Annotated in this window: 24 protein-coding genes and 3 pseudogenes; 17 read left to right on the top strand and 10 right to left on the bottom strand. The window is 62.5% G+C overall.

Going from position 1 to position 22,726, the window contains the following annotated elements; genetic code table 11:
• Nucleotides 1-42: 42 nt before the first annotated feature.
• Nucleotides 43-1,644 carry a GMC oxidoreductase gene (locus tag LGM71_RS23260; RefSeq protein WP_226116566.1) on the top strand — a complete coding sequence of 534 codons (1,602 nt, stop codon included), beginning with the start codon at nucleotides 43-45 and terminating at the stop codon, nucleotides 1,642-1,644.
• A gap of 277 nt (nucleotides 1,645-1,921) precedes the next feature.
• Here the strand turns inward: LGM71_RS23260 and LGM71_RS23255 are convergent, their stop codons facing one another.
• Both LGM71_RS23255 and LGM71_RS23250 read right to left on the bottom strand, forming a co-directional pair.
• Entirely contained in the window at nucleotides 1,922-2,167 is a 246-nt protein-coding gene (locus LGM71_RS23255; RefSeq protein WP_226116564.1) for a hypothetical protein, read from the bottom strand.
• Nucleotides 2,168-2,833: 666 nt separating this feature from the next.
• Nucleotides 2,834-3,440, bottom strand: a pseudogene (locus LGM71_RS23250) (SPFH domain-containing protein); the annotation flags it as partial.
• 66 nt (nucleotides 3,441-3,506) lie between these two features.
• Here LGM71_RS23250 and LGM71_RS33330 point away from each other — a divergent pair.
• Nucleotides 3,507-3,794, top strand: coding sequence for a glycine zipper 2TM domain-containing protein (locus LGM71_RS33330; protein WP_311768951.1), 288 nt, complete (start codon nucleotides 3,507-3,509; stop codon nucleotides 3,792-3,794).
• Between the two features lie 88 nt (nucleotides 3,795-3,882).
• Nucleotides 3,883-4,227, top strand: a pseudogene (locus LGM71_RS23240) (fatty acid desaturase); the annotation flags it as partial.
• Between the two features lie 86 nt (nucleotides 4,228-4,313).
• Here LGM71_RS23240 and LGM71_RS23235 read toward each other — a convergent pair.
• Nucleotides 4,314-4,493, bottom strand: a complete 180-nt coding sequence (locus tag LGM71_RS23235; RefSeq protein ID WP_226116555.1) for a hypothetical protein — start codon at nucleotides 4,491-4,493, stop codon at nucleotides 4,314-4,316.
• 67 nt (nucleotides 4,494-4,560) lie between these two features.
• Nucleotides 4,561-4,833: a hypothetical protein gene (locus LGM71_RS23230; RefSeq protein WP_174911998.1), complete on the bottom strand. Its 273-nt coding sequence runs from the start codon at nucleotides 4,831-4,833 to the stop codon at nucleotides 4,561-4,563.
• 123 nt (nucleotides 4,834-4,956) lie between these two features.
• Here LGM71_RS23230 and LGM71_RS23225 point away from each other — a divergent pair, with 123 nt between their 5' ends.
• The 4 genes from LGM71_RS23225 to pgm all read left to right on the top strand — a co-directional run bounded on the left by LGM71_RS23225 (nucleotide 4,957) and on the right by pgm (nucleotide 7,700).
• Nucleotides 4,957-5,304 carry a hypothetical protein gene (locus LGM71_RS23225; protein WP_226116553.1) on the top strand — a complete coding sequence of 116 codons (348 nt, stop codon included), beginning with the start codon at nucleotides 4,957-4,959 and terminating at the stop codon, nucleotides 5,302-5,304.
• Nucleotides 5,305-5,374: 70 nt separating this feature from the next.
• Nucleotides 5,375-5,710, top strand: a complete 336-nt coding sequence (locus LGM71_RS23220; protein ID WP_226117036.1) for a hypothetical protein — start codon at nucleotides 5,375-5,377, stop codon at nucleotides 5,708-5,710.
• Between the two features lie 73 nt (nucleotides 5,711-5,783).
• Nucleotides 5,784-5,942: a hypothetical protein gene (locus LGM71_RS23215; RefSeq protein WP_226116551.1), complete on the top strand. Its 159-nt coding sequence runs from the start codon at nucleotides 5,784-5,786 to the stop codon at nucleotides 5,940-5,942.
• 81 nt (nucleotides 5,943-6,023) lie between these two features.
• Nucleotides 6,024-7,700, top strand: coding sequence for a phosphoglucomutase (alpha-D-glucose-1,6-bisphosphate-dependent) (gene pgm, locus LGM71_RS23210; RefSeq protein ID WP_226117034.1), 1,677 nt, complete (start codon nucleotides 6,024-6,026; stop codon nucleotides 7,698-7,700).
• A gap of 23 nt (nucleotides 7,701-7,723) precedes the next feature.
• On the opposite strand, the gene tkt is transcribed toward pgm, so the two are convergent.
• The 4 genes from tkt to LGM71_RS23190 all read right to left on the bottom strand — a co-directional run bounded on the left by tkt (nucleotide 7,724) and on the right by LGM71_RS23190 (nucleotide 11,916).
• Complete coding sequence (gene tkt, locus LGM71_RS23205; protein WP_226116549.1) at nucleotides 7,724-9,799, bottom strand: transketolase; 2,076 nt, start codon at nucleotides 9,797-9,799, stop codon at nucleotides 7,724-7,726.
• 94 nt (nucleotides 9,800-9,893) lie between these two features.
• Nucleotides 9,894-10,679 carry a PRC-barrel domain-containing protein gene (locus LGM71_RS23200; RefSeq protein WP_226116547.1) on the bottom strand — a complete coding sequence of 262 codons (786 nt, stop codon included), beginning with the start codon at nucleotides 10,677-10,679 and terminating at the stop codon, nucleotides 9,894-9,896.
• A 348-nt stretch (nucleotides 10,680-11,027) separates the two neighbouring features.
• Complete coding sequence (locus LGM71_RS23195; protein ID WP_105801294.1) at nucleotides 11,028-11,345, bottom strand: hypothetical protein; 318 nt, start codon at nucleotides 11,343-11,345, stop codon at nucleotides 11,028-11,030.
• A gap of 82 nt (nucleotides 11,346-11,427) precedes the next feature.
• Nucleotides 11,428-11,916 carry a Spy/CpxP family protein refolding chaperone gene (locus LGM71_RS23190; RefSeq protein ID WP_175868027.1) on the bottom strand — a complete coding sequence of 163 codons (489 nt, stop codon included), beginning with the start codon at nucleotides 11,914-11,916 and terminating at the stop codon, nucleotides 11,428-11,430.
• Between the two features lie 396 nt (nucleotides 11,917-12,312).
• On the opposite strand from LGM71_RS23190, the pseudogene LGM71_RS33325 reads away from it, so the two are divergent.
• Together LGM71_RS33325 and LGM71_RS23185 are read left to right on the top strand one after the other, a co-directional pair.
• Nucleotides 12,313-12,507, top strand: a pseudogene (locus tag LGM71_RS33325) (hypothetical protein); the annotation flags it as partial.
• Nucleotides 12,508-12,738: 231 nt separating this feature from the next.
• Nucleotides 12,739-13,167: a PRC-barrel domain-containing protein gene (locus LGM71_RS23185; RefSeq protein ID WP_226116545.1), complete on the top strand. Its 429-nt coding sequence runs from the start codon at nucleotides 12,739-12,741 to the stop codon at nucleotides 13,165-13,167.
• Between the two features lie 96 nt (nucleotides 13,168-13,263).
• Here LGM71_RS23185 and LGM71_RS23180 read toward each other — a convergent pair whose 3' ends face one another.
• On the bottom strand, nucleotides 13,264-13,983 hold the full coding sequence (locus LGM71_RS23180; RefSeq protein WP_174911959.1) for a Crp/Fnr family transcriptional regulator: 720 nt from the start codon (nucleotides 13,981-13,983) through the stop codon (nucleotides 13,264-13,266).
• 432 nt (nucleotides 13,984-14,415) lie between these two features.
• On the bottom strand, nucleotides 14,416-15,003 hold the full coding sequence (locus tag LGM71_RS23175; RefSeq protein ID WP_175033139.1) for a YSC84-related protein: 588 nt from the start codon (nucleotides 15,001-15,003) through the stop codon (nucleotides 14,416-14,418).
• Nucleotides 15,004-15,969: 966 nt separating this feature from the next.
• On the opposite strand from LGM71_RS23175, the gene LGM71_RS23170 reads away from it, so the two are divergent.
• The 8 genes from LGM71_RS23170 to LGM71_RS23135 all read left to right on the top strand — a co-directional run bounded on the left by LGM71_RS23170 (nucleotide 15,970) and on the right by LGM71_RS23135 (nucleotide 22,544).
• Nucleotides 15,970-17,268 (top strand): NRAMP family divalent metal transporter, encoded by a 1,299-nt coding sequence (locus tag LGM71_RS23170; protein ID WP_226117032.1) that lies wholly within the window; start codon nucleotides 15,970-15,972, stop codon nucleotides 17,266-17,268.
• A gap of 266 nt (nucleotides 17,269-17,534) precedes the next feature.
• On the top strand, nucleotides 17,535-18,005 hold the full coding sequence (locus tag LGM71_RS23165) for a PRC-barrel domain-containing protein (protein WP_226116543.1): 471 nt from the start codon (nucleotides 17,535-17,537) through the stop codon (nucleotides 18,003-18,005).
• A gap of 139 nt (nucleotides 18,006-18,144) precedes the next feature.
• The gene (locus LGM71_RS23160; protein ID WP_012328521.1) at nucleotides 18,145-18,318 is read left to right on the top strand and encodes a CsbD family protein; all 174 of its coding nucleotides are present in this window, start codon (nucleotides 18,145-18,147) and stop codon (nucleotides 18,316-18,318) included.
• Nucleotides 18,319-18,798: 480 nt separating this feature from the next.
• On the top strand, nucleotides 18,799-18,969 hold the full coding sequence (locus tag LGM71_RS23155; protein ID WP_170296387.1) for a hypothetical protein: 171 nt from the start codon (nucleotides 18,799-18,801) through the stop codon (nucleotides 18,967-18,969).
• Nucleotides 18,970-19,656: 687 nt separating this feature from the next.
• Nucleotides 19,657-20,082 (top strand): PRC-barrel domain-containing protein, encoded by a 426-nt coding sequence (locus tag LGM71_RS23150; protein ID WP_124906028.1) that lies wholly within the window; start codon nucleotides 19,657-19,659, stop codon nucleotides 20,080-20,082.
• Nucleotides 20,083-20,259: 177 nt separating this feature from the next.
• Nucleotides 20,260-20,457 carry a CsbD family protein gene (locus LGM71_RS23145; protein ID WP_124906022.1) on the top strand — a complete coding sequence of 66 codons (198 nt, stop codon included), beginning with the start codon at nucleotides 20,260-20,262 and terminating at the stop codon, nucleotides 20,455-20,457.
• 269 nt (nucleotides 20,458-20,726) lie between these two features.
• Nucleotides 20,727-21,665, top strand: a complete 939-nt coding sequence (locus LGM71_RS23140) for a hypothetical protein (protein ID WP_413226910.1) — start codon at nucleotides 20,727-20,729, stop codon at nucleotides 21,663-21,665.
• A gap of 432 nt (nucleotides 21,666-22,097) precedes the next feature.
• Nucleotides 22,098-22,544, top strand: coding sequence for a hypothetical protein (locus LGM71_RS23135; protein ID WP_124906032.1), 447 nt, complete (start codon nucleotides 22,098-22,100; stop codon nucleotides 22,542-22,544).
• Nucleotides 22,545-22,726: the final 182 nt, after the last annotated feature.

Below are 22,726 nucleotides of genomic sequence, written 5' to 3'. Positions count from 1 at the left end.
CGCATCGGAACTGTGACGCACCTACGTCAGGAGATCGTCGTCATGAGCGCGATTGAATACGATGTCATCGTTGTCGGGAGCGGCTTCGGCGGAGCGGTGGCGGCCTGCCGCCTTGCGGAGGCGGGATGGAGGGTGCTGGTGCTGGAGCGTGGTCGCCGCTGGACCCCGAAGACGTATCCGCGCGACGAGACCGACCCGTGGCTTTGGGACCAGCAGAACCCGCAACGATTCCATGGCTGGGCCGACCTGCGGGTTTTTTCCCGAATGTCGGTGGTGGCTGCCGCGGGCGTGGGCGGCGGGTCGCTGATCTACGCCAACGTCTCCGTCGAGGCCAGGCCCGACGCCTTCGATCAGGGCTGGCCGCCCGAGATCACGTACGAGGCGCTTAAGCCATACTACCAGCGCGTGGGCTGGATGCTGTCGGTCCAGGAGGTGCCCGACAACCAGATCAGCGAGCGCACCCGCTTGTTGCGCGACGCCGCCGACGCCTGCGGCTGGGGCGATCGGTATCGCAAGTTGCCGCTCGCCGTGTCGTTCTCGCCGATCTACGATCCGTCCTTGCCCGGCGCGCGCGACGACCGGCATTCTGTCAGGCACGTCAACGTGCATGGAGTATCGCAAGGCACGTGCGTGCATTGCGGCAATTGCGACATCGGATGCCAGGTGTCGGCGAAGAACACGCTCGACCTCAACTATCTGGCCGTGGCCGAGCGCCATGGCGCAAAAATCCTTCCGCTGCACGTCGTGCAAAAGCTCGAGCCGCTCGGCGCGGGATGGCGCGTGCATTTCGACGTCATCGATCCCGCCGCCGGTAGTGTCATGCCCGGAACGGCCACGGCGGCCAGGGTGATCGTCAGCGCCGGATCGATCGGCAGTACCGAGTTGCTGCTCCGCTGTCGCGACGAACATCGCACGCTGCCGAATCTATCGCCGAGGCTCGGCTGGGGCTGGGCCTTCAACGGCGACTTCGTCACGCCGGCCTTCTACAGTCACCGGAAGATCTCTCCGTCGCACGGCGTCACCATCTCCGCTGCGATCGACCTTCTCGACGGGGCTGACGACAAGGGTCAGCCTCTGTTCGTGGAGGACGGCGGCGTGCCCAATCTTGCGCATGATTTCGTGCGCCGCCACCTGCAGCGCTCGCACGGTGGGGTGATGCACGCGTTCTGGCGCGCTTTCGCGCGCCATTTCGATTGCGATGACCCGGTCGAGAACATGATGCCCTGGTTCGGCCAGGCGATCGATCCGGGGGACGGGCACATGCGTCTCGGCCGCCGCTGGTTTGCGCCATGGCATCGCATATTGCGGCTCGACTGGTCGTACGCGCGATCCCTGGCTGTCGTCGATGCGATGATCGATGCGCACCGCCGCCTGTCGATTGCCACGGGCGGCGAACCCTTCGTCCCGCCGACATGGAGCGACTTCCACCGGCTGATCACCCCGCATCCGCTCGGTGGTTGCAACATGGGACTCACGCGCGAGGGTGGCGTCGTGAACGCGGATGGAAAGGTATTCGGTTACGACGGGCTCTACGTGATGGACGGTGCGACGATCCCGCGTGCGCTCGGGCTGAATCCGTCGCGCACGATCGCCGCGCTGGCCGAGCGCAATGTCGCCGTGCTGCTCGGCCGGCGTTCAGGGTAGGTGTTCCGGATCGGCGACGGTTGACAGGCAAGGGGAATGGCACCGCGGCTACCTCTTGTCTCGTGAATCCGTTTGTGTGCGACGAAACCGGGACCTCGAGCAACCCGCAGCCCCCATCTTCCTGTCGTCGTTGAAGATGACCCTGTTCCATCGTCAAGCGCGCGACTGATACGCCTGGCTCGCAAGCCAGCGTTGCCAGTTGCGGCCGAACGGCGACTCGCTTACAGGGATTGCGCAGCGATGGTGCTGGTTCGGACCAAAGTGCCGTGCGGCGCGCCTAGTGAATGTCATGAATGTACGCGACGCCGAGCTCACCAGCGAGCTGCGAAAGCCGTCTGTCCGGGGTCCAGATCGACGCGCCGGGAGTCATCAGAGTGGACGCAAGCAGCGTAAGATCGCTGATGCCACGGCCTCGCCCGTAAAATTGCGTTGCCTCGATCAACTCCATCACCTCCGCGATGCTGATGAGATCACAGTCTAGAAAATCCGTGAACTCAGTATCGACGAAGAGGTGCAAAGGCATCCCGTAGTTCTCCACCAAGCAGGCGCAGGGAGAGCTCCAGGCGCGTGCTCAAAGTGTACGGAAAAATACTATCTCTGGGACTGCGCATCAGTTGTGGAAGCAAAACACGCAACTTGACGTTTTTCCGCACCAATCAAATCAAATGGTTGTTGTCTGGGTGCCATGCCGGCGGGCTCGAGACATACCTTCAAACCAACCGTGAATAAGAAATGAAAGCCGGGAAAAAGGGCGCGCGAGTCGCCCGCAAGGTGATGCACCGTCGTCGCGGCGCATGTCGGCTCGGTTGCCCACGCGAACCTGCCGAACTTCGTAGCGGCAGTCGCGGTCGCGTGGCGCGTCTGCGGCATCGTCTCGGTGACGAACCAGGTGCAATTCGAGGATCAGCCTTTGCGATATGAACGCGGCCACTATCTTCTTGCAATGACACGTTCACGAAGGTTCATCAATCGATGCTATATCAGGATCGACGGCCGATCTGGAATGAGAGTCGGACTGACCTTCGCCGCGACCATCCCCGGGTTGTAACGTGGTGACGCGATTTCCGCCTCCTGCCCATGATGGAGTATTTGCAACAGTCTCGTCATCAAATCGTGGGTGTACCCCCGTTCTGGCAATGTCCGGGCGATCTGCGCAAGGCGTCTCGGGGGAGTGAATACCAGCTAGCGATTACGCCGTCGTCTTGAGCGCAGGCACCTGCGCCGGGCCCGCCGCGACATACCCGGCAACCGCAAGCGCGAGGCCGAGTACCGGATTCAGGCTGTCCACCATCGCACTGGGGATCAGGATCCTCGCGCCGCGTTCCTTAGTCGTTTTGTAGATGATGTTCATCGCCCGCAACTGAAGCGCATCCGGATGATTTTCGTAGACCTGCGCCTCGGTCGCGATCTCGGCCTCCGCCGAGCCGCGTATCACCCGTGCCTGCTTTTCGCGCTCCGCTTGCGCCTGGCGAGGCATCGAATCCTGCAGCGCGACTGGGATCGCGACATCGCGGGTCTCGACCGAGCGGACGGTCACGCCCCAATCCACGGTCTTTCTGCCTATCTCGTCGCGCAGGTGCATGTCAGCAGCCTTGCGATCCGACAACAATGCAGCCAGCATCTATGCCCCCGATCATTTCCCTCGGCGAAGTTTGCGCAACGCGGTCGATTGCTTGCCGATAGTCGGTGATGGCGAGCGCGGTTTTCTGCGCGTCATGAACGCGCCAGAAAATCACGGCGTCGACATTGACGGGAACGGTATCCTTGGTCAGCGCTTGTTCGGCATCCGGGCCGGTACGTTAGCGGACGGACTGCGCGCGATTCACCGCCCATCATGAACCGACGTCCTGAATTTCATCGGGATGTCAGCGCATGGGCTTCCGTGCGTCGTGCCGGATCGGACGGCGCGGCGGCAACCCGAGGGGATGATCATGAGAAAGCTACATTCCGTGGCAGTCGAGATGGCGATAGTCACGTTGACGATTGTCGTGCTGGCGGGTTGCGGCGGTATGTCTCGCCGCGGAACGGATACCGTGATCGGGGCGGGTGTCGGTGGCGTCGCCGGCGCGGTCCTGACGGGCGGCAGTGCGTTGGGCACGGTGGGCGGCGCGGCCGTCGGCGGCGTTGTCGGCAACCAGGTCGGGAAATAGGCCGGCCGAACGGTAGGGAATCGGCACGCGCACTCGCCGTCACGGCGAAGCGCGCGCGGATACGTGCGCGACCCGGAGTGCGACCGGTATGTCGGCATTTCTCCTGAACGACGAGCTGAGGCTGTCCTGGTGGCAGCTTGCGTGGGTCGTGTTCGCGCTCACGCATGTCACCATCATCAGCGTGACTGTGTACCTGCACCGCTGTCTGGCGCATCGGGCGCTGGATCTGCGCCCGTGCGTCAGCCACTTCTTCCGGTTCTGGCTGTGGTTGACGACCGGCATGCTGACCATGCAGTGGGTCGCGGTGCATCGCAAGCATCACGCGAGGAGCGAGACCCCGGAGGATCCGCATAGCCCGCGAACCCAAGGCCTCGCGACCGTGCTGCTTCGCGGCGCGGAACTGTACCGGGAGAAAATGCGGATTCAGATGATGTGAATTCCGTTCTGGGCCGGCGACGTGATCAACGGTTGCGGCCACTTCAACGGATACCGGAAAACGGTTCGCGGCGCAAGCGCCGCTCATCTCGCCCGATTGTCTGGACGCGAATAACGCCACTTGCTCGCATTGGAATTGATGCCGGCATCCTGGCGGATGCGCCTTTCGGCGCGTTCGACGTCGGCACGGGCCAGATCACCCCGCTGCTTTTGCCGGGTCGCGTCATCGCGCCGATCAGTTGCGCGGTCTGCGTAATATTCCATGGATCGCTCCTGATTGAGGTGTCCACGCGTCGCGAGATGCCGCGTCGAGTCGCATGCGGCAGACGGATCAGATCGCTGTGGGGGCGATCTTGCCGTCCACGATGTCCTTGCCGAATTGCATCGCCAGTTCGAGTGCGAGCGCCGCCGTTTGCGGAGCGCCGTGCTCGAAAATGGTCGAGTAACGCGGTGCCGTTGCCGAGGTCGCCGGAATCGTGTCGATGCGCACGATTGAAGCAAAACGCTTCGGGCCGGGGGCGTGGGGATCGCCGAACGGCGGGAAAAGCATTTGTGAATAGACGCGGAGTTCACGTCCGCGATATTCGAGAGTGGGGATGGTCATGATTTGCTCCTGACAGAGCAACCGTTGGCGCCGAAGGATTCAAGGGCGCCGATGCCTTGACAAAAAACCGGCAGGTCTGTTCAGTGTGCGCGCTTGACAATGGTTTCGCAAGAAAAACATCGGATGCCGAAACATATTTTCGATGCGAATGAATCATTGCGCTGCAATGCGGCAGTCAACTGCGGTGTCGGAAGAACCCGGCTGCAAATAGTCGATACCGTACAGACCAACGCGTGTCGTTCGGTTCACGATGAAATAAACACCGAGGAGGCTGCCATGTGCATCCCACTTTCACCCGAGGTCGTCGAGACCCTCAAATCGCTTGATCGAATTCCGGATTCCCAAGCCAATATTCCGCGCTCCATAGCCAATGAACTATTGACTCACGGGCTTGCATACGAGTCGCGCACCGGCGGCTCCATCCATATGACGTCAGCAGGCCGGCTGTGGCTGAATCGGTGCGCGTATTAGCGCGCACGGGTTGATCAGACGGGACCGGAGTTTTGTCCTGTACAGCGATCCATGAATCCATGAGGCAATGATGAAAATCTCATCTACACGATGGTTTAAGCTGGACCAATATGCGCCTGTTCGCAACGGATGGTATGAAGTGCGACTGGTGAGCGGCGACACGGCATTTGCGAAGTTCGGCGACGGCGAATGGACCGAAAAGCCGATGCTCACCTTTACGCGCTGGCGAGGATTGTGCTCCGATCCGGGCAAGTCGAGCGACCAGGAGACGATTACCGCGGATGCGACCGCAGCGAAAGGCGTCCGAGATGCGTGGGACGCGTTCTTTCCCGGCGTGGGAGACAAGCAGCACAAACCACGTGCCGCCGCGCACAGCGATCACACCCGACGCATTGCGGCATCGTGACGGTCAGTCGGGAAACGGGTATCGCCGGATGTTGCATGCACGCGCTGTCAACACCCGGTGAATCCGCGTCACGTTGCCCGATCGCGCGGCGCCATTGGCACTCTGGCGAATGCGGCTGGAATCGATTCTGGAATTCGGTGACCTGACGCCCGCGGAACGCAAGCATTTCGTCAGCATCATCGCCCTGATCCTCATGCTCGAGCGTCGAGCGGGCAAGCCGAACGCGCATTGAGCAGACGAGAATGTGGATGTCACCCATACAGGCGGCAAGTTGAAACCCACGCCATTCGACCCGCCGGGCGCGCCGGCCGCGATGCCCGTCAGTCCGCTGGCGGGCCAACTTGCGCCATACGCGCTGTGGATCGACGTCCCCCGCCTCGTGACCGCGTACTACACCGATATGCCCGACCCGTCCGTCCCGGCGCAACGTGTGACGTTCGGCACGTCTGGACACCGGGGCTCGGCGTTGACCCGCAGCTTCAACGAGTGGCATGTCCTTGCGATCGCGCAGGCGGTCTGCCGGTATCGACGTTCGCACGGCATCGATGGTCCGTTGTTTCTCGGCATCGATACGCACGCACTTTCCGAACCGGCGCAGGCGAGCGTGCTTGAGGTGCTGGCTGCCAATGGCGTCGAGGTCATGCTGGCGTCGCCGGGCGAATACACGCCTACGCCGGCCGTGTCGCGCGCGATCCTGAAGTACAACCGCGGACGCAGTGCCGGATTTGCCGACGGCATCGTGGTGACGCCGTCGCACAATCCCCCGGACTACGGCGGCATCAAGTACAACCCGGCTACCGGCGGCCCGGCCGAAGAGGCTGTCACCCGATGGATCGAAACAGCGGCGAACGATCTGCTCGAAGCGGGGCTCGCAGGCGTGCGCCACGTCTCGTTGTCGAAGGCATCGGATGCCGCCACGACGCACCGGTACGACTTCCTCGCGACGTATGTCGATGACCTGGCTAACGTCATCGACATGGACATCCTGCGCGGCGCGCCGATCCGACTCGGCGTCGATCCGCTCGGCGGAGCCGGGGTGCACTACTGGCGCGCGATTGCCGAGCGTTACCACCTGAATCTCGCGATCGTCAGCGAGGAAGTCGATCCGACTTTTCGCTTCATGAGCGTCGACTGGGACGGACGGATCCGCATGGATCCGTCGTCGCCGTATGCGATGCAGACCCTGATCGCGCGGAAAGACCGGTTCGACGTCGCGTTCGCGTGCGATACAGACCACGACCGGCACGGGATCGTCACGCGCAGCGACGGCCTGCTGCCGCCCAATCACTATCTCGCGGTGCTCGTCGATTACCTGTTTGCGCATCGGTCGAGGTGGCCCGCGCGCGCGGCGGTCGGCAAGTCGGTCGTCTGCAGCGGGATGATCGATCGTGTCGCCCGCGCATGCGATCGCGAAGTCTACGAAGTGCCCGTCGGCTTCAAGTGGTTCGTCGGCGGAATACTCGACGGCACGCTGGGCTTTGCCGGCGAGGAGAGTGCGGGGGCCACGTGCCTACAACTCGACGGGCAACCCTGGACGACCGACAAGGACGGCATCGTTCCCGCGTTGCTGTCCGCCGAAATGACGACCCGAACCGGCCGCGATCCGGCGGAGCTTTACCGAGGTCTGGCGCACCAATTCGGCGCGCCCGCCGAACGGAGGGTACAGGCCGCAGCCACACGTGAGCAGCGCGCATTGCTGGCGCGGCTGACGCCGCACCAATTCACGCACACCGAACTGGCGGGAGAAGCGATCGTCCAGATACTCGATCGGGCGCCAGGCAATCGGGCCGCGATCGGCGGCATCAAGGTTAAGACGAAACACGGCTGGTTCGTTGCGCGGCCGTCGGGTACCGAAGATCTCTACCGGATCTATGCGGAAAGCTTCAACGGAGAGGATCACGTGGCGCGCATCGTGTCCGATGCGCAGTCGATGGTCGACGCGGTGCTCGAAGCCGGCACGTGCGATGCGGGTGGCGGCTCGAACGCCTGATACGCGCACGGCCCGCCCAATGATCACGCCAGCAGTTTCAGCGCGCGATCGCAGACGTTCTCGACCGTGAAGCCGAAATCGCGCATCAGTTCGTCGCCCGGCGCCGACGCGCCGAAGCTCGCAATGCTGAGCACGTCGCCACGATCACCGACATAGCGGTGCCAGCCTTGCGATACCCCCGCTTCGATCGCTAGCCGCGCGCCGACCGACTTCGGCAGCACGGCGTCCTGATACGACTTGGGCTGCGCGTCGAATAATCTCCAGCAAGGTAGCGACACAACCCGAACCGCGACGCCGCGCGCGAGCAGTGCGGCGTGCGCTGCCAGTGCGAGCGCCACTTCCGAGCCTGTCGCGATCAGGATCAGCGTGGGGTGGCCGTCGGGGGCGTCGGCCAGCACGTAGCCGCCGCGCCGCAAGCCCTCGGCCGGCGCGAACCGAAGGCGATCGATCGTCGGGACGTCCTGGCGGGTCAGGACCAGCGCGGTCGGCCGCTCCCGTGCTTCGAGCGCCACCCGCCATGCGACGGCCGTCTCGTTGGCATCGGCCGGTCGAATCACCAGCAGGCCCGGGACCGCGCGCAGGCTGGCAAGCTGTTCCATCGGCTGGTGCGTCGCACCGTCCTCGCCGACGGCGAGGCTGTCGTGCGTGAACACATAGATCACCTGCAGGCGCATCAATGCGGCGAGCCGGATCGGCGGACGCATGTAGTCGGAAAAGATCAGGAAAGTCGCGCCGAACGGCAGGATGCCGCCGTGGGTTGCCAGGCCGTTCAGGATCGCGCCCATCGCGTGCTCGCGCACGCCGAAATGCAGATTGCGGCCGCTGCGGCTCCAGCCGCCGCCATCGGAGCCTTGCCGGTCGAGCGCGTTCACGCCGGTGGCCTCGAAATCGCCGAACCCGGTCAGCCCGGTGAAAGTGGAAGGATTCAGATCGGCGGAGCCGCCGACGAGCGAAGGGACGCGGGAGGCGAGGGCATTCAGCACCTTTCCGGATGCAACCCGCGTCGCAATGCCTTTCGGATCGGCCGGAAAGACCGGGATATCACGATCCCACCTGTCGGGCAGCGTGCCGCGCATCGTGTTCAGCAGCGCCTCGGACAGCTCGGGAAACGCGCGCGCATAGGCTGCGAACATTGCGTTCCAGTGCTCTTCCCGGGCTCGCCCCTCCGTCAGTGCACGACGAAAATGCGCGAGCGCTGGTGCAGGGATATGAAACGCGGGGTCGGGCGGCCAGCCGACGTTGTGCTTGGTCAGGCGCACCTCGGCGTCGCCGAGCGGCGATCCGTGAGCCTGGTAGGTATCTTGCCGGTTGGGCGAGCCGTAGCCGAGATGCGTGCGCACGAGGATCAACGACGGACGCAGTTGCTCGGCACGCGCGTTGACCAACGCCGCGTCGATGGCGGCCAGATCGTTGCCGTCGTCGACCGTTTCGGTATGCCAGCCGTAGGCGTCGAACCGTTGCGCGCGATCTTCGGTGAAGGTGATCGCGGTACCGGCGGACAGCGTGACCCGATTGTCGTCGTACAGGCAGATCAGCTTGCCGAGCCGGAGATGGCCGGCCAGCGATGCGGCTTCCGCTGCGACGCCTTCCATCAGGTCGCCGTCGCTGACGAGCGCGTAGGTGTGGTGATCGACGATCTCGAAGCCGGGGCGGTTGTAGCATGCAGCAAGCTGTGTCTCCGCAATCGCCATACCGACGGCGTTGGCGAAGCCCTGGCCGAGCGGGCCGGTTGTCGTTTCGACGCCGGGCGTCAGGCCGCGCTCCGGATGGCCGGGCGTGAGGCTGCCCGATTGCCGGAAGCGACCGATCTGGTCGAGTGGCAGGTCGTAGCCGGTCAGGTGAAGCAGACTGTACAACAGCATCGAGCCATGTCCGGCCGACAGGACGAAGCGATCCCGATCAAGCCACGCCGGATTGGCGGGATGATGCTTGAGATGGCGCATCCATAATGCATAGGCCATCGGTGCTGCGCCCAGCGGCAAGCCCGGATGACCGCTCGCCGCTTTCTGCACGGCATCGATCGACAGGAAGCGCAGCGTATTGATGCAAAGCGTATCGAGTGCCGAATCTTCGGTTGGCGGGAAAACGGCTGAGGTCATGCAGTTGCTCCCTGGCGTCCGGTCACGGGAAATCCCGTACGGCATGGTGGTTGCGTTGGCTACCCGTTGCGCGGGTCTGCGTTACCGGTCTGCGTCATCGGTCTCCGTGCCAATAGCCGTGCTTGCCGTAGAAGTCGTGCAACTCGATTTCGTAGCTGCGATGAACGAGCTGCGAATCGTCGTATAGAGGGCTCCGGCGGATTGCATCGCGCGTGAGCGTGGTCGATACCGTTTCCGTTGACCAGTCCACCTGGTCGAGCCAGTGGGTCGCGACCAGCACTTCCTTGCCGGTCGACCACCAGCTCGACGTGTCGATCGCCAGGTAGCGGATCACCCACGCTTCGTCGTCGTAAATGAAGTCCGACACGTGGCCGATATGTCCGTCCGTGGCGTCGAGCCGATATCCGTCGACCTCGCCGGTGCTGTGCAGATGCGTATCCGCCGCTGCGCTGGCCGGCGCGGTATGCGAGAAAAGCGGATCGCCCGCTTCAGGGTCCTGCGACGGCCCGGCAGGATCGAAAGCCGGGTACGCGCCCATTCCCCAAAGGTTCGGGCCGCCCCAGTAAGTCGGGTAGTTGTAGTAACGCAGGATCTCGATTTCGTGCTGGCGGGATACCGGCTTGTGCGTGTCCACGTTCGGGCTGTCTCTCACCTGCTGTTGCGTCAGGCTGACGTATAGCGTGCGAGTTTCAGGGTCGGCATGCGTGACGGAATACGGCGAAACCAGCACCTGCCTGTCGTGCAGCCAGTCGCCCGTCTCGACGACGAGGTAACGGATGCACCAGTTGTCATCGTCGAAGTAGGCCTGGTGGATGTGCCCGATATCGCCGTCCTTCGCTCGAACCGTGTCTCCGTGCAACCTTCGAATGCTTCGCAACATGATGTCCTCGCCAGAGCGATGCCCGGCGCTTCGGTGATCCGGCTGACATGCCTGCCATGCGGTGGTATCCAGCCGTTCGTCAGCCGATGCAGAGCGTTTCTTGCCGAGCGCGTTCCCTCGGATGGCCGGCATATTTGAAACGCTACACGCGACGAATGGCCGATGCGGTACGAAACCGTACAAAGCGTGCACCGGTTCGAGCACGGGGGGGCCATCCGGCGGCGAGCCGTCCTTCCCGGCACGTCGCGGAACATCCTCTCGGTCTTCGTCGTCAGGATCGCGAAGCAGTGGGGATCGCCACGTCGACGGGCTGCCGGGCGACCGAGGCTGCCGGATTCGGTTCGTGTCTCAACGCAGCCGCAGCGGTATGAACAGCGAGATGCCCGGTGCCGGTGCCGGCGCGTAAACCATCGGAGGCGCGCCATACGCATACTCCTCGTCGCCGTTATAACCGTCGTGGCCGCCGTTCCGGTAATGGTCGTAGTGGCGACCACCCTGATGTCTCATACGCGCGTGATTGCTCTGGTCCCAACCGTGATTCATTCTCTCCGCATGCAACTGCGGTGCGGCGAAAAGGCAGCCGATCGCGACGATCAGGCCGACGAGTCGCATGCCCGATCTCGGCGCCATTATGTTTCGACGTGCGTGTCCGATAGAAACGTCCATCATGTTCTCCTGTGTACGGTCGATCAGCGATCCGCTGGTCCGTGACTGACATGGATAGCCGGTATCAGCGGAAGGTCCGGAACTATTGTTTCTTGATCAGGTGACGACCATTGCCACGGAAAATCGCATCCGCGCTCCGCTTTTGCGTATCGGACATGCTGTCATATAGCGGTTGAAATGCCGTGGTCAGCTTTTTGACGCCATCGGCGTGCGCGTTGGCAACATCGCCATAGGAATGGAGGTCGTCCATCGCGCTCATGGTGCTCGCGTGATCGCTACGGATCTTCCTGAGCGATTCCATCGCGTTCGCGTTATCGCGCATGACCTGCGCGACCGGCTGCCACAGGGATTCCTGGCCAGGTGTGATGCCAAGTCGTTGGTGCAGGCTGTTGATGCGCCCGTCGACCGACTTTTGGGCCGCGACGGTCATGACGTGGGGCTGTGATTGATCCGGTGCGGGGCCGGCGGCAATCGAGAGCGGGGAGAAGACGGCTGCGCCGAGGGCGACTGTTGCCGCCACGGCGAACGCGCCGGCAATCTGTCGGGGGAGGGCGAGACGAGCGAGTGTCATGGCGGATCCTGGTAAAAAATCGGGAAGGAGTCGACGTACCGCGACGCATCCGGTCGGCGGCGGATTCGGCCCGGTAGCCCAGCTCTACGCGGGATGCGGGGGCTCAGTCTGTCCGATGCCGAACGGTTTGCCGGTCCACCTGGCGAGTGGAACCGGAATCGCCTTGCGCTTGCGCGGACCGGCATGCGCGCTTGTCGGCGCAGTCCGGATGAGTCGAGATCATGGCCGATCCGGCAGCGACGCAAGCCGCGCGCGTGCCCGGTGGAGCTTTCAAATCGGGCCTGTGCTGGCGTCGTGACCGGCGGCATTCCACGCTGGCGTGTTGCCGGCACGCAGCCCGTCGAATCCGGGCCGGCCTCGTCCGGCACTCAGCACCATGGAGGCGGTTATGCGCAGAGGTATCGAGAGCAGCATACGAATGGCGCCAAGAGCGAACGCACCGTCGACGAGGCCGTCTGGGGGACGTTCCCCGCCAGCGATCCGCCGTCGATAGGCGGTGTCACCGCGATGATTGCCACCCCGGCCCATCGAAAGCATCACCGGAAGTCGTCGCAGATCAAGCACCCGTTAACGCAGGTTGCGCGGCGCTGATTGGAGCCTTGCGTGACGAGGACCCATCGAGTTGTCACCCGTATTCAGCGATACCGATGAACGCAGTGGTATCTGTCAGAGCGACGGCAAGCCGATATTCCCGGTGTGTCCAGGTGCGGAACCGTACCGACTTCCGATGCCGGTGCGCGCAGCGTCTTCTCGTGCGTTGAGTGTCAATGTCGAGACTGTGTACACCATGGATATTCCCGGATCTTGTCCAAGGAGGACATCATGAGAATGCTCAACATCCCGAATCGATCTGGGGATGATAGCAACGGGGGCAAGCTTGTCGAATGCGATACCGGCGATGAATCCGGTCATATGGTGACGACCGCGGATGCGCTGAAGGGCAGCAGGATCATCGCGTCGGACGGCGAGGATATCGGGAATGTTTTCGACATCGTGCTCGACTTGCACCAACGCAAAATTGCCTACGCGGTTGTTTGCAGCGGAGGAACGGGCGAGATGCTTTGCGCCATTCCGTGGAGTGCGATGGAATACGATACCGACGACAAATGTTTCCATCTGGACGTGACCGCCGCCCACGTCAAGGGCACCCCGGGCTTCGACGACGAGCATTGGCCGGTGATGACGCAATCACAGTGGGGATTGTCGCTTCACCAGTACTACAACCGGACGCCGTACTGGGTGGTCGGATGAGACGAGGTCGGGCAGGACTTCCATCGCACCGGCAGTCGCATGGTCACGGAATCGAGCATTCGGAGTCGTTCGCGCCGCGCTGCGGTGCAGAGGCGGCTAGAGTCGCTTCAGATCGGGCAGCAGGCGATCGAATTCGCGCTTGACCACGCCGTAGCACTCGCACACGCGCTCTTCGAGCCCGGGCCGGTCCAGCACCTCGATATGGCCGTAGTTGTAGCGGATGAGGCCCGCGTCCTGCAGCTTCAATGCCGCTTCCGTCACGCCCGACCGGCGCACGCCCAGCATGTTGGCGATCAGTTCCTGCGTCATGCGCAGCTGATTCGAAGGCAGGCGGTCGAGGCTGAGCAGCAGCCAGCGGCACAGTTGCTGATCGATCGAGTGATGCCGGTTACATACCGCGGTCTGAGCCATCTGCGTGATGAGCGCCTGGGTATAGCGCAACAACAGGCGTTGCATCGCGTTGCCGCGCCGGAATTCTTCTTTCAGGATGCTCGCGTCGAGCCGGTAAGCTTGCCCCGCGCTTTGCACGACGGCGCGACTCGGGGTCGTTTCGCCGCCCATGAACAACGACACGCCAATCATGCCTTCATGCCCGACGATCGCGATTTCAGCGGACGAGCCGTCCTCCATCACATACAGCAACGAAACGATCGACGTGGTCGGAAAAAAGACGTGATGAAGCTGGCCACCCGACTCGTACAGCACTTTTCCCAACGGCATCTCGACGAGCGTCAGGTGTTCAGCGAAGTGGGCGCGCTCGTTTTCCGGCAGCGCGGCAAGCAGGTGATTTTCGGTAAGGGGCGGGTTGTCCTGCATGTGTGGCTCCTGCGCTTGCGTCCGGCTGACGAACGAGCATCCGGCAGACGTGGGCGCTGCGGGAATCGGCGGAAGGCGGCAATGTGTCCCTTTTATCGATGAGCGCGGGGTGGCCGTTCGAATACGAGCCTACCTTCGAAAATTATAGTGCCGACACATGTCTCATCAAGGTGCGCGCAATCGCGCGCGCTCGATACGGAACCAATATTTCACGGAGCGTTCGACGGGAAATCGCGGTCGCCAGGCCAACTCCGCGTCGACCGCGGAACGGTGTGCCGCGATGACTCGCGCGCGTCCGGTACGTTGCCGGACAAACTCCGCGCACGAGCACGCCGATGTGCGTATCAGGCGTGTTGAACTCTGATCTGCCGCCGCGCCATCGGATCGACGTGTTGGCCGGTTCGTTCACCCAGCAGGACTTGAGCGTGAGCGCTACAGCGCAGTCAGCTTCGTGATCTTCGTTCCCTCGAGCGTCACACCGGCCATCAACCCGCTGTTCGTCAGGACGAACGCTTCGATCGGCGCGGTCGCGGTGCTGGTGTCGACATTGCCGTTCGCGCCGACTTTCAGTACCGCCACCGATGCGTCGCCGCCCACCGACCAGCCTTCGCTGTTACGGAAGCGATCAAGCGCATCCGCGGTCATGAACAGGAAAATGATGGCTTTCGATTGCGCGCCGATCTGCAGCCCGATCGAGCCGGTCGTGGTGCTGTAGTACCCGACCGTGCTGCCGGCAACGCGCAGCGATCCTTCACCGTACTGGCCGCCGAGGACGAAGCCGGCCGCAATGACGGACGGGAATACCAGCACGCCGCGTGCCTTGCCGACGAGTTCACGCGACCCTTTGGCGGTCGTGTAAAGGCGTGCAAGGGTCGAGTCGACGCCTGCATCGATGGTGCGGCGTTTGTCGGCCTGGTGGCCGCTGGCGTCGGATGTGCCGGTCGTCGTGCAACCCGAAACCGCAAGGGAAATGGCAAGGATGGATCCCGGCGTACCCAATATGAATGTTCGTCTCAGCATCGTCGTCTCCTGGTTGTTGATGGCGTTTCCGACGCTACGCCAGGGCGGCTGCGGACGCGGTACGACAGCGTACAAAGACGCAAAATCCGCCCTGGCCCGCGTCTCGTTCAGCTTTGCAGCACGCGAGCCGTGTGGGCGGAATGTCGATCGTCGGCTCGCGTCACGTCCGGCATGTCGATTTTGGCAAGCCGACAACAAGGTTGGCCCGTGTCGGTCAATGTCGTGCAACCGGTCCGGCAACGTATGTCAAACCGCATTGCGGAGAACCACGATGGCGACAAAGCGCTTCCACCGGTCAGCCGCTACAAGCGTCCTTCATCGTACAGACACGCAACCTCGTCTACAGGAGGATGTTTCCCGCAACCATGCATTCGTGAGCGATCTCTTCACGAACATCGACGTGGTTCACATCTGTGGAGAATGATTCCGTCATTCGTCTCCGGTCGATCAAACGAAGCGCCACACTCGAATGCGACTGGTAAGGAGAGCAACATGCGTTCATCTATCTATGTCGGTCTTGCGGCTATTGCAACCATGCTTGCCGGATGCCTTTGGGTACCCGGCGACGGCTATCGTGGTGATCGAGGCGGGGGGTATGGCGGCTCGTACGGTGGTGGTCACGAAAGCGGGTGGAATCAACGCGGCCCTTCCCGTGACCACATGAATCACTCCGGGCGTGCCGATGACCAGGGGGCGCATGGGTCCGGGCAACGGGAAGGATGGTAGGTCGGCTGCGGTCATCACGTGAACCCGGCCGGCCAGGTTCCTTGAGGCTCGTTTCATCATGTCCGACGTTACGGCTTAGCAATGGAAAGCTGTCCCGGCACAGTTCAAGCGGCGGCACACCGCACGCGTTCGCGGTGGCGCCCTGGTCAATCACTGCGGGTGCCAAACCAAGACCGGTACGCGGCATGAATAGCGGATTCGCTCATGCAATCAACAGTTGGCGCGCCGCTTGGGACGGTTATGGAATACGACAAGGATCCGTCCGAAAAACTCAGCAGCGATGTCGATAGCCAGGCCGACTCGTGGCTGACGAAGCTCGGACCTGGACTGATCACCGGTGCGGCGGACGACGATCCGAGCGGCATCGCCACCTATTCGCAGGCGGGTGCGCAATTCGGCTTCGACATGCTGTGGACCGTCCTGCTGACCTATCCGCTGATGGTTGCCATTCAGGTCGTGAGCGCGAGGATCGGCCGGGTGAGCGGCCATGGTCTCGCGACGAATCTGCGACGTCATTACCCGCGGTGGCTGCTGTATGGCACCGTCATCCTCCTGCTGGTGGCGAACACGATCAATATCGCGGCCGACCTGACGGCCATGGGCGCAGCCGTCAACCTGCTGGTCGGCGGCCCCACGCGGGCTTACACGGTCGGGTTAGGCGTGTTTTCGCTGGTGTTACAGATGTTCGTGCCGTACCGCAGGTATGTCCGCATCCTCAAGTGGCTCACCCTGGCGCTGTTCGCCTACGTCGGCGTGATCTTTGCGGTCCAGATCCCATGGGCGACCGTGGCGCTGCACACGGTACTTCCGCACGGCTCGTGGAGCACCGGCTACATCACGACGGTAGTCGCCGTGTTCGGCACCACCATCAGCCCGTATCTGTTCTTCTGGCAGGCGTCACAGGAGGTCGAGGAACTGCAGGCTAAGGAGGGACAGCAGGCGCTGACGAAAATGCCGTCGCAAGGGCCGGCAAACCTGAGCCGCATCCGCCTTGATACGTCGATCGGAATGGCATTTTCCAATCTCGTTGCGTTCTTCATCATTCTCACGACTGCGGTCACGCTGCATGCGCACCATATCACCGACATCCAGACGTCGGCGCAGGCCGCCTCCTCATTGAAACCGATCGCAGGGCAGTTTGCGTTCCTGCTCTTCAGTCTCGGCATCATCGGCACGGGGCTGCTCGCGCTGCCGGTGCTGGCCGGCTCGGCGGCCTACGCGATGGCCGGCACGTTCAAGTGGAAGAACAGCCTCGCGCTCGAGCCGCAACTGGCGAAACGGTTCTACGCGATCGTCGTGCTCGCGACCGTCGTGGGCCTCGCGCTCGATTTCACGTCGATCGACCCGATCAAGGCGCTGTTCTGGAGCGCGGTCATCAACGGCGTCACGTCGGTACCGATCATGGTGCTGATGATGCTGATGGCGTCGAACCCAAAGGTCATGGGCGCCTTCGTCACGCCCGTGCTGCTGCGGTGGGTGGGATGGCTTTCAACCGGTGTGATGGGCGCCGCCGTGATCGCGATGTTCGTTTTCATCTGAGCATCGGCTCCGATCGTTCATTCTCGCGGCCCGGTACGGCGCCGTACCGACTTCGTATCCCGGCACCGCGCATCGTTGCAACTCGCTCTCCCTTTACGATGCACCGGGCGCTCAGCGTGAGCGGCAGGTGCGCAACGGGTAGGGCGGCCAGAGGCGACACCTGTCCGGCACGTAACCGTTCATATCGCGTGACCGGTGTGTGCCGTCCATCACGGCGAGCCGGCGATCCGCTCCGGCGTACCGCGAAATGAAACCAGGAGGGAATCATGACGATACTAGACCCGACCCATCGGCCATCGACCAGCGATACGGGTGCGGCGATTGTCGGCAGCGGGGCCGGCGACGGGCCCGGCCCCAACGTGATGGAAGCCGATACGCTCAAGGGAAACAAGCTCTTCACGTCCGACCGGCTGGAGATCGGGAAGATTTCAGACATCATGCTGGACGTACGCAGCGGCCGGGTTGCCTATGCCGTGCTGTCAAGCGGGGGCTTTCTCGGCATCGGCGGCAAACTTTACGCCATTCCGTGGAGTGCGCTGACCCTGGACACGGACGAAAAATGCTTCCGGCTCGACGTTACCGCGGACCACGTGAAAAATGCCCCCGCGTTCGACAAGGACCATTGGCCGTCGATGGCGGATGAGCAGTGGGGTTCGTCGCTTCACAAGTTCTACAATCGGCAGCCGTACTGGTCAGCGACCCGAGACGTCGCCATGAATCGTCCGCCCGCACATTGAAACGCCCTCGCCAGCCGGTAAAAATATGGATATCTGATGATTTTTATCGAATATAGATTCACCGGTCGGACGGTGTCATCACCTGACGGCAATAGATAGCAGCAGCATCCACAGATCAGTTACGTATTGGAGCTTTACCATGAACAAGGATCAAGTCAAGGGAACTGCGGAGAAGGTCAAAGGCAAGGTGAATGAGGTCATTGGCCGTGCCACGCACAACACGAAACAGGAAGTCAAAGGCGATCTCCAGCAAGCAGCCGGCCAGGCGCGCAAGAATCTTGGCGACGCCAAGGAAGCTGTCAAAAAAGCCTGATTGGACACGGAGGCTTCACGAGGGGGGCTATTCCCCTCTCGCACGGTGCTTCCGCATCGTGCAACCTCACTGCGGCTACTACCGTACAGACATCCGCTATCGGATGCGAGAACGTCGAGTTGCGTCCTTCGCGCATCGGGTTCCCGGCCCCCGTCGCGAGGCGCGCCTTCGAACCGATAACCGGCTCAATCGCGCAAGTCTTTGCTGCGGAAAAACGTCGGGTATCGCTGGAAGCTTCGCCCGCGTGGCTCCGTGGCCCACAAGCCGCGCAGCAGATCAGGTCGGCGTCTAACTTGAGGGGAGTTGCCATGTACAACATTGTCTGGCTCGTTGGAGCCGTGGTCATCGTTCTGTTCGTCCTCGGCTACTTGGGATTGAGATAGGGCATCGCGTTTACGTGCTCGTCACGCGATGGCTGGTCAACGACCGCGATCAAAACGATCCAGGTCGCGACAGCCATCGTTTATCGCAGGAAGCAAAATGAAGACGCTCAAGATCATCGGCTATGCGGGACTCGTGGCCGTCGCGATCATGCTGCTCGTCGCAATGTGCGCGATCCTGGAGGACGGCATGATTTCTCACGATGCGCAGCGACCGGGACTGACCGGCAACACGCTTTCCATCCCCGAATCGCCGAATCACTTCGGTTAAGTCGCCCGCTACCGGCTGACCGTTCCCGACTTGTCTTGAGTGACCCCGGCATGCGGAGGGTGGAGGCGCATACGCCATTGTCGATGTCCGCATGGATCGAAAATCGGCATGCCGTTTTCAATCGACGCTTGAGACCAAGGCAGCGTGTCAACAGGCGATCTGTGACCGCTCCCACGATGCGACCGCATCACTGCCGTTCCCGCATGGGTACGGCAGCGTACCGACTCCCGGGCTGCTCGCACATAGGGTAGGTTGAGTTGACTGGTACGCATGCCACGACAGTTCGGATGTGTTCTCCAGCCGCATGCCCGGTACGCGCACCGAGCACACATCGACACAGGGGGAGCCTCGGCACGGCACGTCGACGCGCATCATACATGCGTCGCGCTTCCAATGTCATCTCGCCGACAGCAATGGATACCAGGGCAGAAAGCCGGTGCTGCTCGAGGCGATGCGCAGTGTGATACGGCAATGATCCAGGCTGGGCATAGCGCGGAAACCAGCGCGCATTTCAGCCCGAAACGCTGCTCGAATCGAGAATGTTTCGGCCCGAATGACGGCGGGCGATTGCAGGCGAAGCGCGCATCGTCCCGGCTCGGAACAGAGCCCGATCGGCGCGCGCTTCGCACCGTCACGCTGGCCGGCGACGCTCGCCGGCAATTCGTGCAACGAATACCGGAGCTGATCATGACACCTGTTTCTCCCAGCAATCCACTTCCGAGCAACGGCAGCGGCGCCCGCATCATCGGTCGCGCAACCACCACAGGCGGGCCTGGTCCTGATGTCATGGCGGCTACCACGCTGACCGGCGATAACGTCTTGTCATCCGATGGCAAGGAGATCGGGAAGGTCGTAGACATCATGCTAGACGTTGGCAGCGGCCGGATCGCGTACGCCGTGCTGTCGTGTGGCGGTTTCCTCGGGATAGGCGACAAACTTTTCGCAGTGCCGTGGAGCGCGTTCACCCTCGATACCGGCAAGAAATGCTTCCGGCTCGACGTAACAGAAGAACGGATGAAGAGCGCATCCGGATTCGACAAGGACCATTGGCCTGCGGTGGCGGATTCGCAATGGGGCGGGGCGCTTCATTCGGGTAATACGCCGCCGATGTAGCGGCACGTCAGCAGGAGGCTCGGCCGGCATTCCGCCATGCACGCGCCAGCGTGACTGCGGAATGCGGTGAGCGATTGCTGCTTTTTCAGATTCTGCCGTATCGCGTGCATCGCTCGATGCGCTCATCGCGACGGGCGGCAGGTCATCCATCCAGCAGCTGTGACCGGAGCATTCGCAATGAACAAGGATCAAGTCAAGGGCGTCGCGGAGAAGGCAAAGGGCAAGGTCAACGAGGAAATTGGCCGAGCCACTGGCGACACGAAGCAGGAAGTCAAAGGCGATGCCCAGCAAGCAGTCGGAGAAGTGCAGAAGAAGTACGGCGACGCCAAGGAAGCGATCAGGCAGCAGGCGAAGCAAGCGAAGAAGACGCATTGATCGCTGTGTCGGCCGCGACAGATGGATGCCGCGATACTGCGGCATCCATCGCCGCACAATCGCCGCAGTCGGGCGTTACCTCGTATCGCAGATTGCAGGACAGAACGTAGAGGCGCGGATCCTGCGCAGGTCTTTCACCCAATGTATTGGCGCCGGGCATGCCCGTGCGCGCCGCGACGCGCGGCGACATCCGCCAGCCGCGTCGACGAAAGAAATGTCTCGCGTTCGATCAGCCTAACGTGCATGCCGTCGCGAGCCGGAGCAAATCGATGAGTGCATCTGCCGGAAGCCCAACCAGCCACGCGCTACGCAAGGTGGCGCTGATGGCGTCGATGTTGATGGCGTGCAGCCTGCCATGCCTGGGAGGGACGCCTGCGGACGGTGCGGACAAGGCGGCCAACTTGCGAGAGGCTTACCGGCAACTGATTCCCCGGCTCGATCACAACCAGTTCGAGCGCCCGTTGTATCTCGACTCGGAAGAATCGTCTTCCACGCTCAAGGGTGAGGTCTACGCGGTGACGGCCTACCCGTTCGCGACCGTCAACGGCGCGTTCAATGACCCTTCGCGAGGCCCGTTGAACTGGTGCGACGCATTAATCCTGCACCCCAATATCAAGTATTGCCGTACTACCGACGCCGGCGGCGGCAATATGCTGATCGTGAACGTCAGCAAGAAGGAAGTTGCCGAGGAGCTCAGCACGACTTACCGGGTGCAATTCGAATACGACGCGGCGACCACCGGCCCGGGATACCTGCAGGTCAAGCTCCATGCGGACCGGGGACCATTGAACACCCGCGATTATCGGATTGCGCTGGAAGCGGTGGCGCTTGGCGACAATCGCACGTTTCTGCATCTGACCTATGCCTATAGTTACGGCATGATCGGTCGTCTTGCGATGAAAACCTATCTGGCCGCCTTCGGTCGCGGCAAGGTTGGCTTCACCAACATCGCCGATCCGTCCGCGGCTCAGGCGGAATACATCGGCGGGATGCGCGGCCTCATGGAGCGCAACACGATGCGCTACTACCTGGCCATCGATGCGTATCTCGGCGCGCTGTCCAGCCCGCCCGGCAAGCGACTCGAGCAACGCCTGACCGACTGGTTCGACGCCAGCGAGCGATATCCGCGACAACTGCATGAAATGGATCGGCAACAGTACATGCAGATGAAATATGACGAATACTTGCGGCAGCAGACCGAGCAGTAGCGCTGGGGATGAGCCTGCGAGATACGCGCGCGCCGGCGCCGGCGCACTGCGATTCGTCATGGAAATCGTTTCGCAAATCGGAGGTTGGCGGGTGCGGTTCGGCTTCGAGTGATCGGGCGCACGTTCGGATCAAGCGCCGGGGTCCATGTGGCCATAGCGCGCAGGACGACTCGGGATGCGACGCGTTACATCGCTTACGGTCGGGCCGTCGTCACCGAAACGGAGCGCCACCATGAATGCAATCACACGGGTTCTATCCGCCGCGCTTGTCGCCGCGGCATCAGCCTCGCTGTTGTCGGATCGCAAGGCGGTCGGCATGCACCTGCGCGACAAGATCGGCAGAAAGATCGCGGATTGGAGCGTGCCTGTCCAATCGGGGCACGTGGTACGGGTGACGAGCACGGCGGACCTATCAGGTTCGCGCAAACTGCCATGAGAAAAATCATCCTCAATGCACTGGCCGCATTCTTTGCGGGCGGAGTCTGGCTCGCCCCCGCGCCGAGCCACGCGTATGCGCTAGACGCGCAGTTCGACTGTAAAACCAACGCGCACGCGTTCATCGTGCGCCTGTTCAATCACGGCTATATCGATCGCGATCCGATGCGGGTCGAACAGAATTCGATCAACGCATTTCGGCCTACCAGTGACGCCGCGCTCACGGTGTTCGGCTTCAGCGTCTATGCCGTATTCGCCTATGAGCAGTATGACGCGCTGTTCAGGCAAGGAAGCGGCCACCCTCTGCCGGGCTCGATTTACGGCGTCGTCGTCAAGGCGCCGATCGATTCGGTCGAAGAGCATTCTCGGCTTGCGGGCAGCAAGGCCGTCGCGCATCAGGTCATTCCGTTCATTCTCACCGCCATCGTCTGCGCAAGGCCCTGAGACTGGCGCTGCACAAGCCGCGCTAACGGTGCTTGATGTCACGTGGGGAAACCCTTGACGGCGATTGCATGGAGCATCCGTTCGTCACGCGCGGGTTCGCCGCAACCGCGCCGAACCTTTAGATCGCAAACTCGGACATCGTCGTCGAGCGAAACGCGCACCAGAACACGCCGGTAGGTCGT

Origin of the sequence: Burkholderia sp. AU33545, from assembly GCF_020419685.1 — a bacterium.
GTDB classification, from domain to species: Bacteria; Pseudomonadota; Gammaproteobacteria; order Burkholderiales; family Burkholderiaceae; genus Burkholderia; species Burkholderia diffusa.
The sequence above is the reverse complement of the archived record's forward strand: the minus strand, read 5'-3'. Positions and strand labels throughout refer to the sequence as shown.

Excerpts from the sequence above, each read along its gene's own strand:
- LGM71_RS23260 (WP_226116566.1), top strand. The coding sequence starts at position 43 with ATGAGCGCGATTGAATACGATGTCATCGTTGTCGGGAGCGGCTTCGGC.
- LGM71_RS23255 (WP_226116564.1), bottom strand. The coding sequence starts at position 2,167 with ATGCCTTTGCACCTCTTCGTCGATACTGAGTTCACGGATTTTCTAGAC.
- LGM71_RS33330 (WP_311768951.1), top strand. The coding sequence starts at position 3,507 with ATGTCAGCGCATGGGCTTCCGTGCGTCGTGCCGGATCGGACGGCGCGG.
- LGM71_RS23235 (WP_226116555.1), bottom strand. The coding sequence starts at position 4,493 with ATGGAATATTACGCAGACCGCGCAACTGATCGGCGCGATGACGCGACC.
- LGM71_RS23230 (WP_174911998.1), bottom strand. The coding sequence starts at position 4,833 with ATGACCATCCCCACTCTCGAATATCGCGGACGTGAACTCCGCGTCTAT.
- LGM71_RS23225 (WP_226116553.1), top strand. The coding sequence starts at position 4,957 with ATGCCGAAACATATTTTCGATGCGAATGAATCATTGCGCTGCAATGCG.
- LGM71_RS23220 (WP_226117036.1), top strand. The coding sequence starts at position 5,375 with ATGAAAATCTCATCTACACGATGGTTTAAGCTGGACCAATATGCGCCT.
- pgm (WP_226117034.1), top strand. The coding sequence starts at position 6,024 with ATGCCCGTCAGTCCGCTGGCGGGCCAACTTGCGCCATACGCGCTGTGG.
- tkt (WP_226116549.1), bottom strand. The coding sequence starts at position 9,799 with ATGACCTCAGCCGTTTTCCCGCCAACCGAAGATTCGGCACTCGATACG.
- LGM71_RS23200 (WP_226116547.1), bottom strand. The coding sequence starts at position 10,679 with ATGTTGCGAAGCATTCGAAGGTTGCACGGAGACACGGTTCGAGCGAAG.
- LGM71_RS23195 (WP_105801294.1), bottom strand. The coding sequence starts at position 11,345 with ATGGACGTTTCTATCGGACACGCACGTCGAAACATAATGGCGCCGAGA.
- LGM71_RS23190 (WP_175868027.1), bottom strand. The coding sequence starts at position 11,916 with ATGACACTCGCTCGTCTCGCCCTCCCCCGACAGATTGCCGGCGCGTTC.
- LGM71_RS23185 (WP_226116545.1), top strand. The coding sequence starts at position 12,739 with ATGAGAATGCTCAACATCCCGAATCGATCTGGGGATGATAGCAACGGG.
- LGM71_RS23180 (WP_174911959.1), bottom strand. The coding sequence starts at position 13,983 with ATGCAGGACAACCCGCCCCTTACCGAAAATCACCTGCTTGCCGCGCTG.
- LGM71_RS23175 (WP_175033139.1), bottom strand. The coding sequence starts at position 15,003 with ATGCTGAGACGAACATTCATATTGGGTACGCCGGGATCCATCCTTGCC.
- LGM71_RS23170 (WP_226117032.1), top strand. The coding sequence starts at position 15,970 with ATGGAATACGACAAGGATCCGTCCGAAAAACTCAGCAGCGATGTCGAT.
- LGM71_RS23165 (WP_226116543.1), top strand. The coding sequence starts at position 17,535 with ATGACGATACTAGACCCGACCCATCGGCCATCGACCAGCGATACGGGT.
- LGM71_RS23160 (WP_012328521.1), top strand. The coding sequence starts at position 18,145 with ATGAACAAGGATCAAGTCAAGGGAACTGCGGAGAAGGTCAAAGGCAAG.
- LGM71_RS23155 (WP_170296387.1), top strand. The coding sequence starts at position 18,799 with ATGAAGACGCTCAAGATCATCGGCTATGCGGGACTCGTGGCCGTCGCG.
- LGM71_RS23150 (WP_124906028.1), top strand. The coding sequence starts at position 19,657 with ATGACACCTGTTTCTCCCAGCAATCCACTTCCGAGCAACGGCAGCGGC.
- LGM71_RS23145 (WP_124906022.1), top strand. The coding sequence starts at position 20,260 with ATGAACAAGGATCAAGTCAAGGGCGTCGCGGAGAAGGCAAAGGGCAAG.
- LGM71_RS23140 (WP_413226910.1), top strand. The coding sequence starts at position 20,727 with ATGAGTGCATCTGCCGGAAGCCCAACCAGCCACGCGCTACGCAAGGTG.
- LGM71_RS23135 (WP_124906032.1), top strand. The coding sequence starts at position 22,098 with ATGAGAAAAATCATCCTCAATGCACTGGCCGCATTCTTTGCGGGCGGA.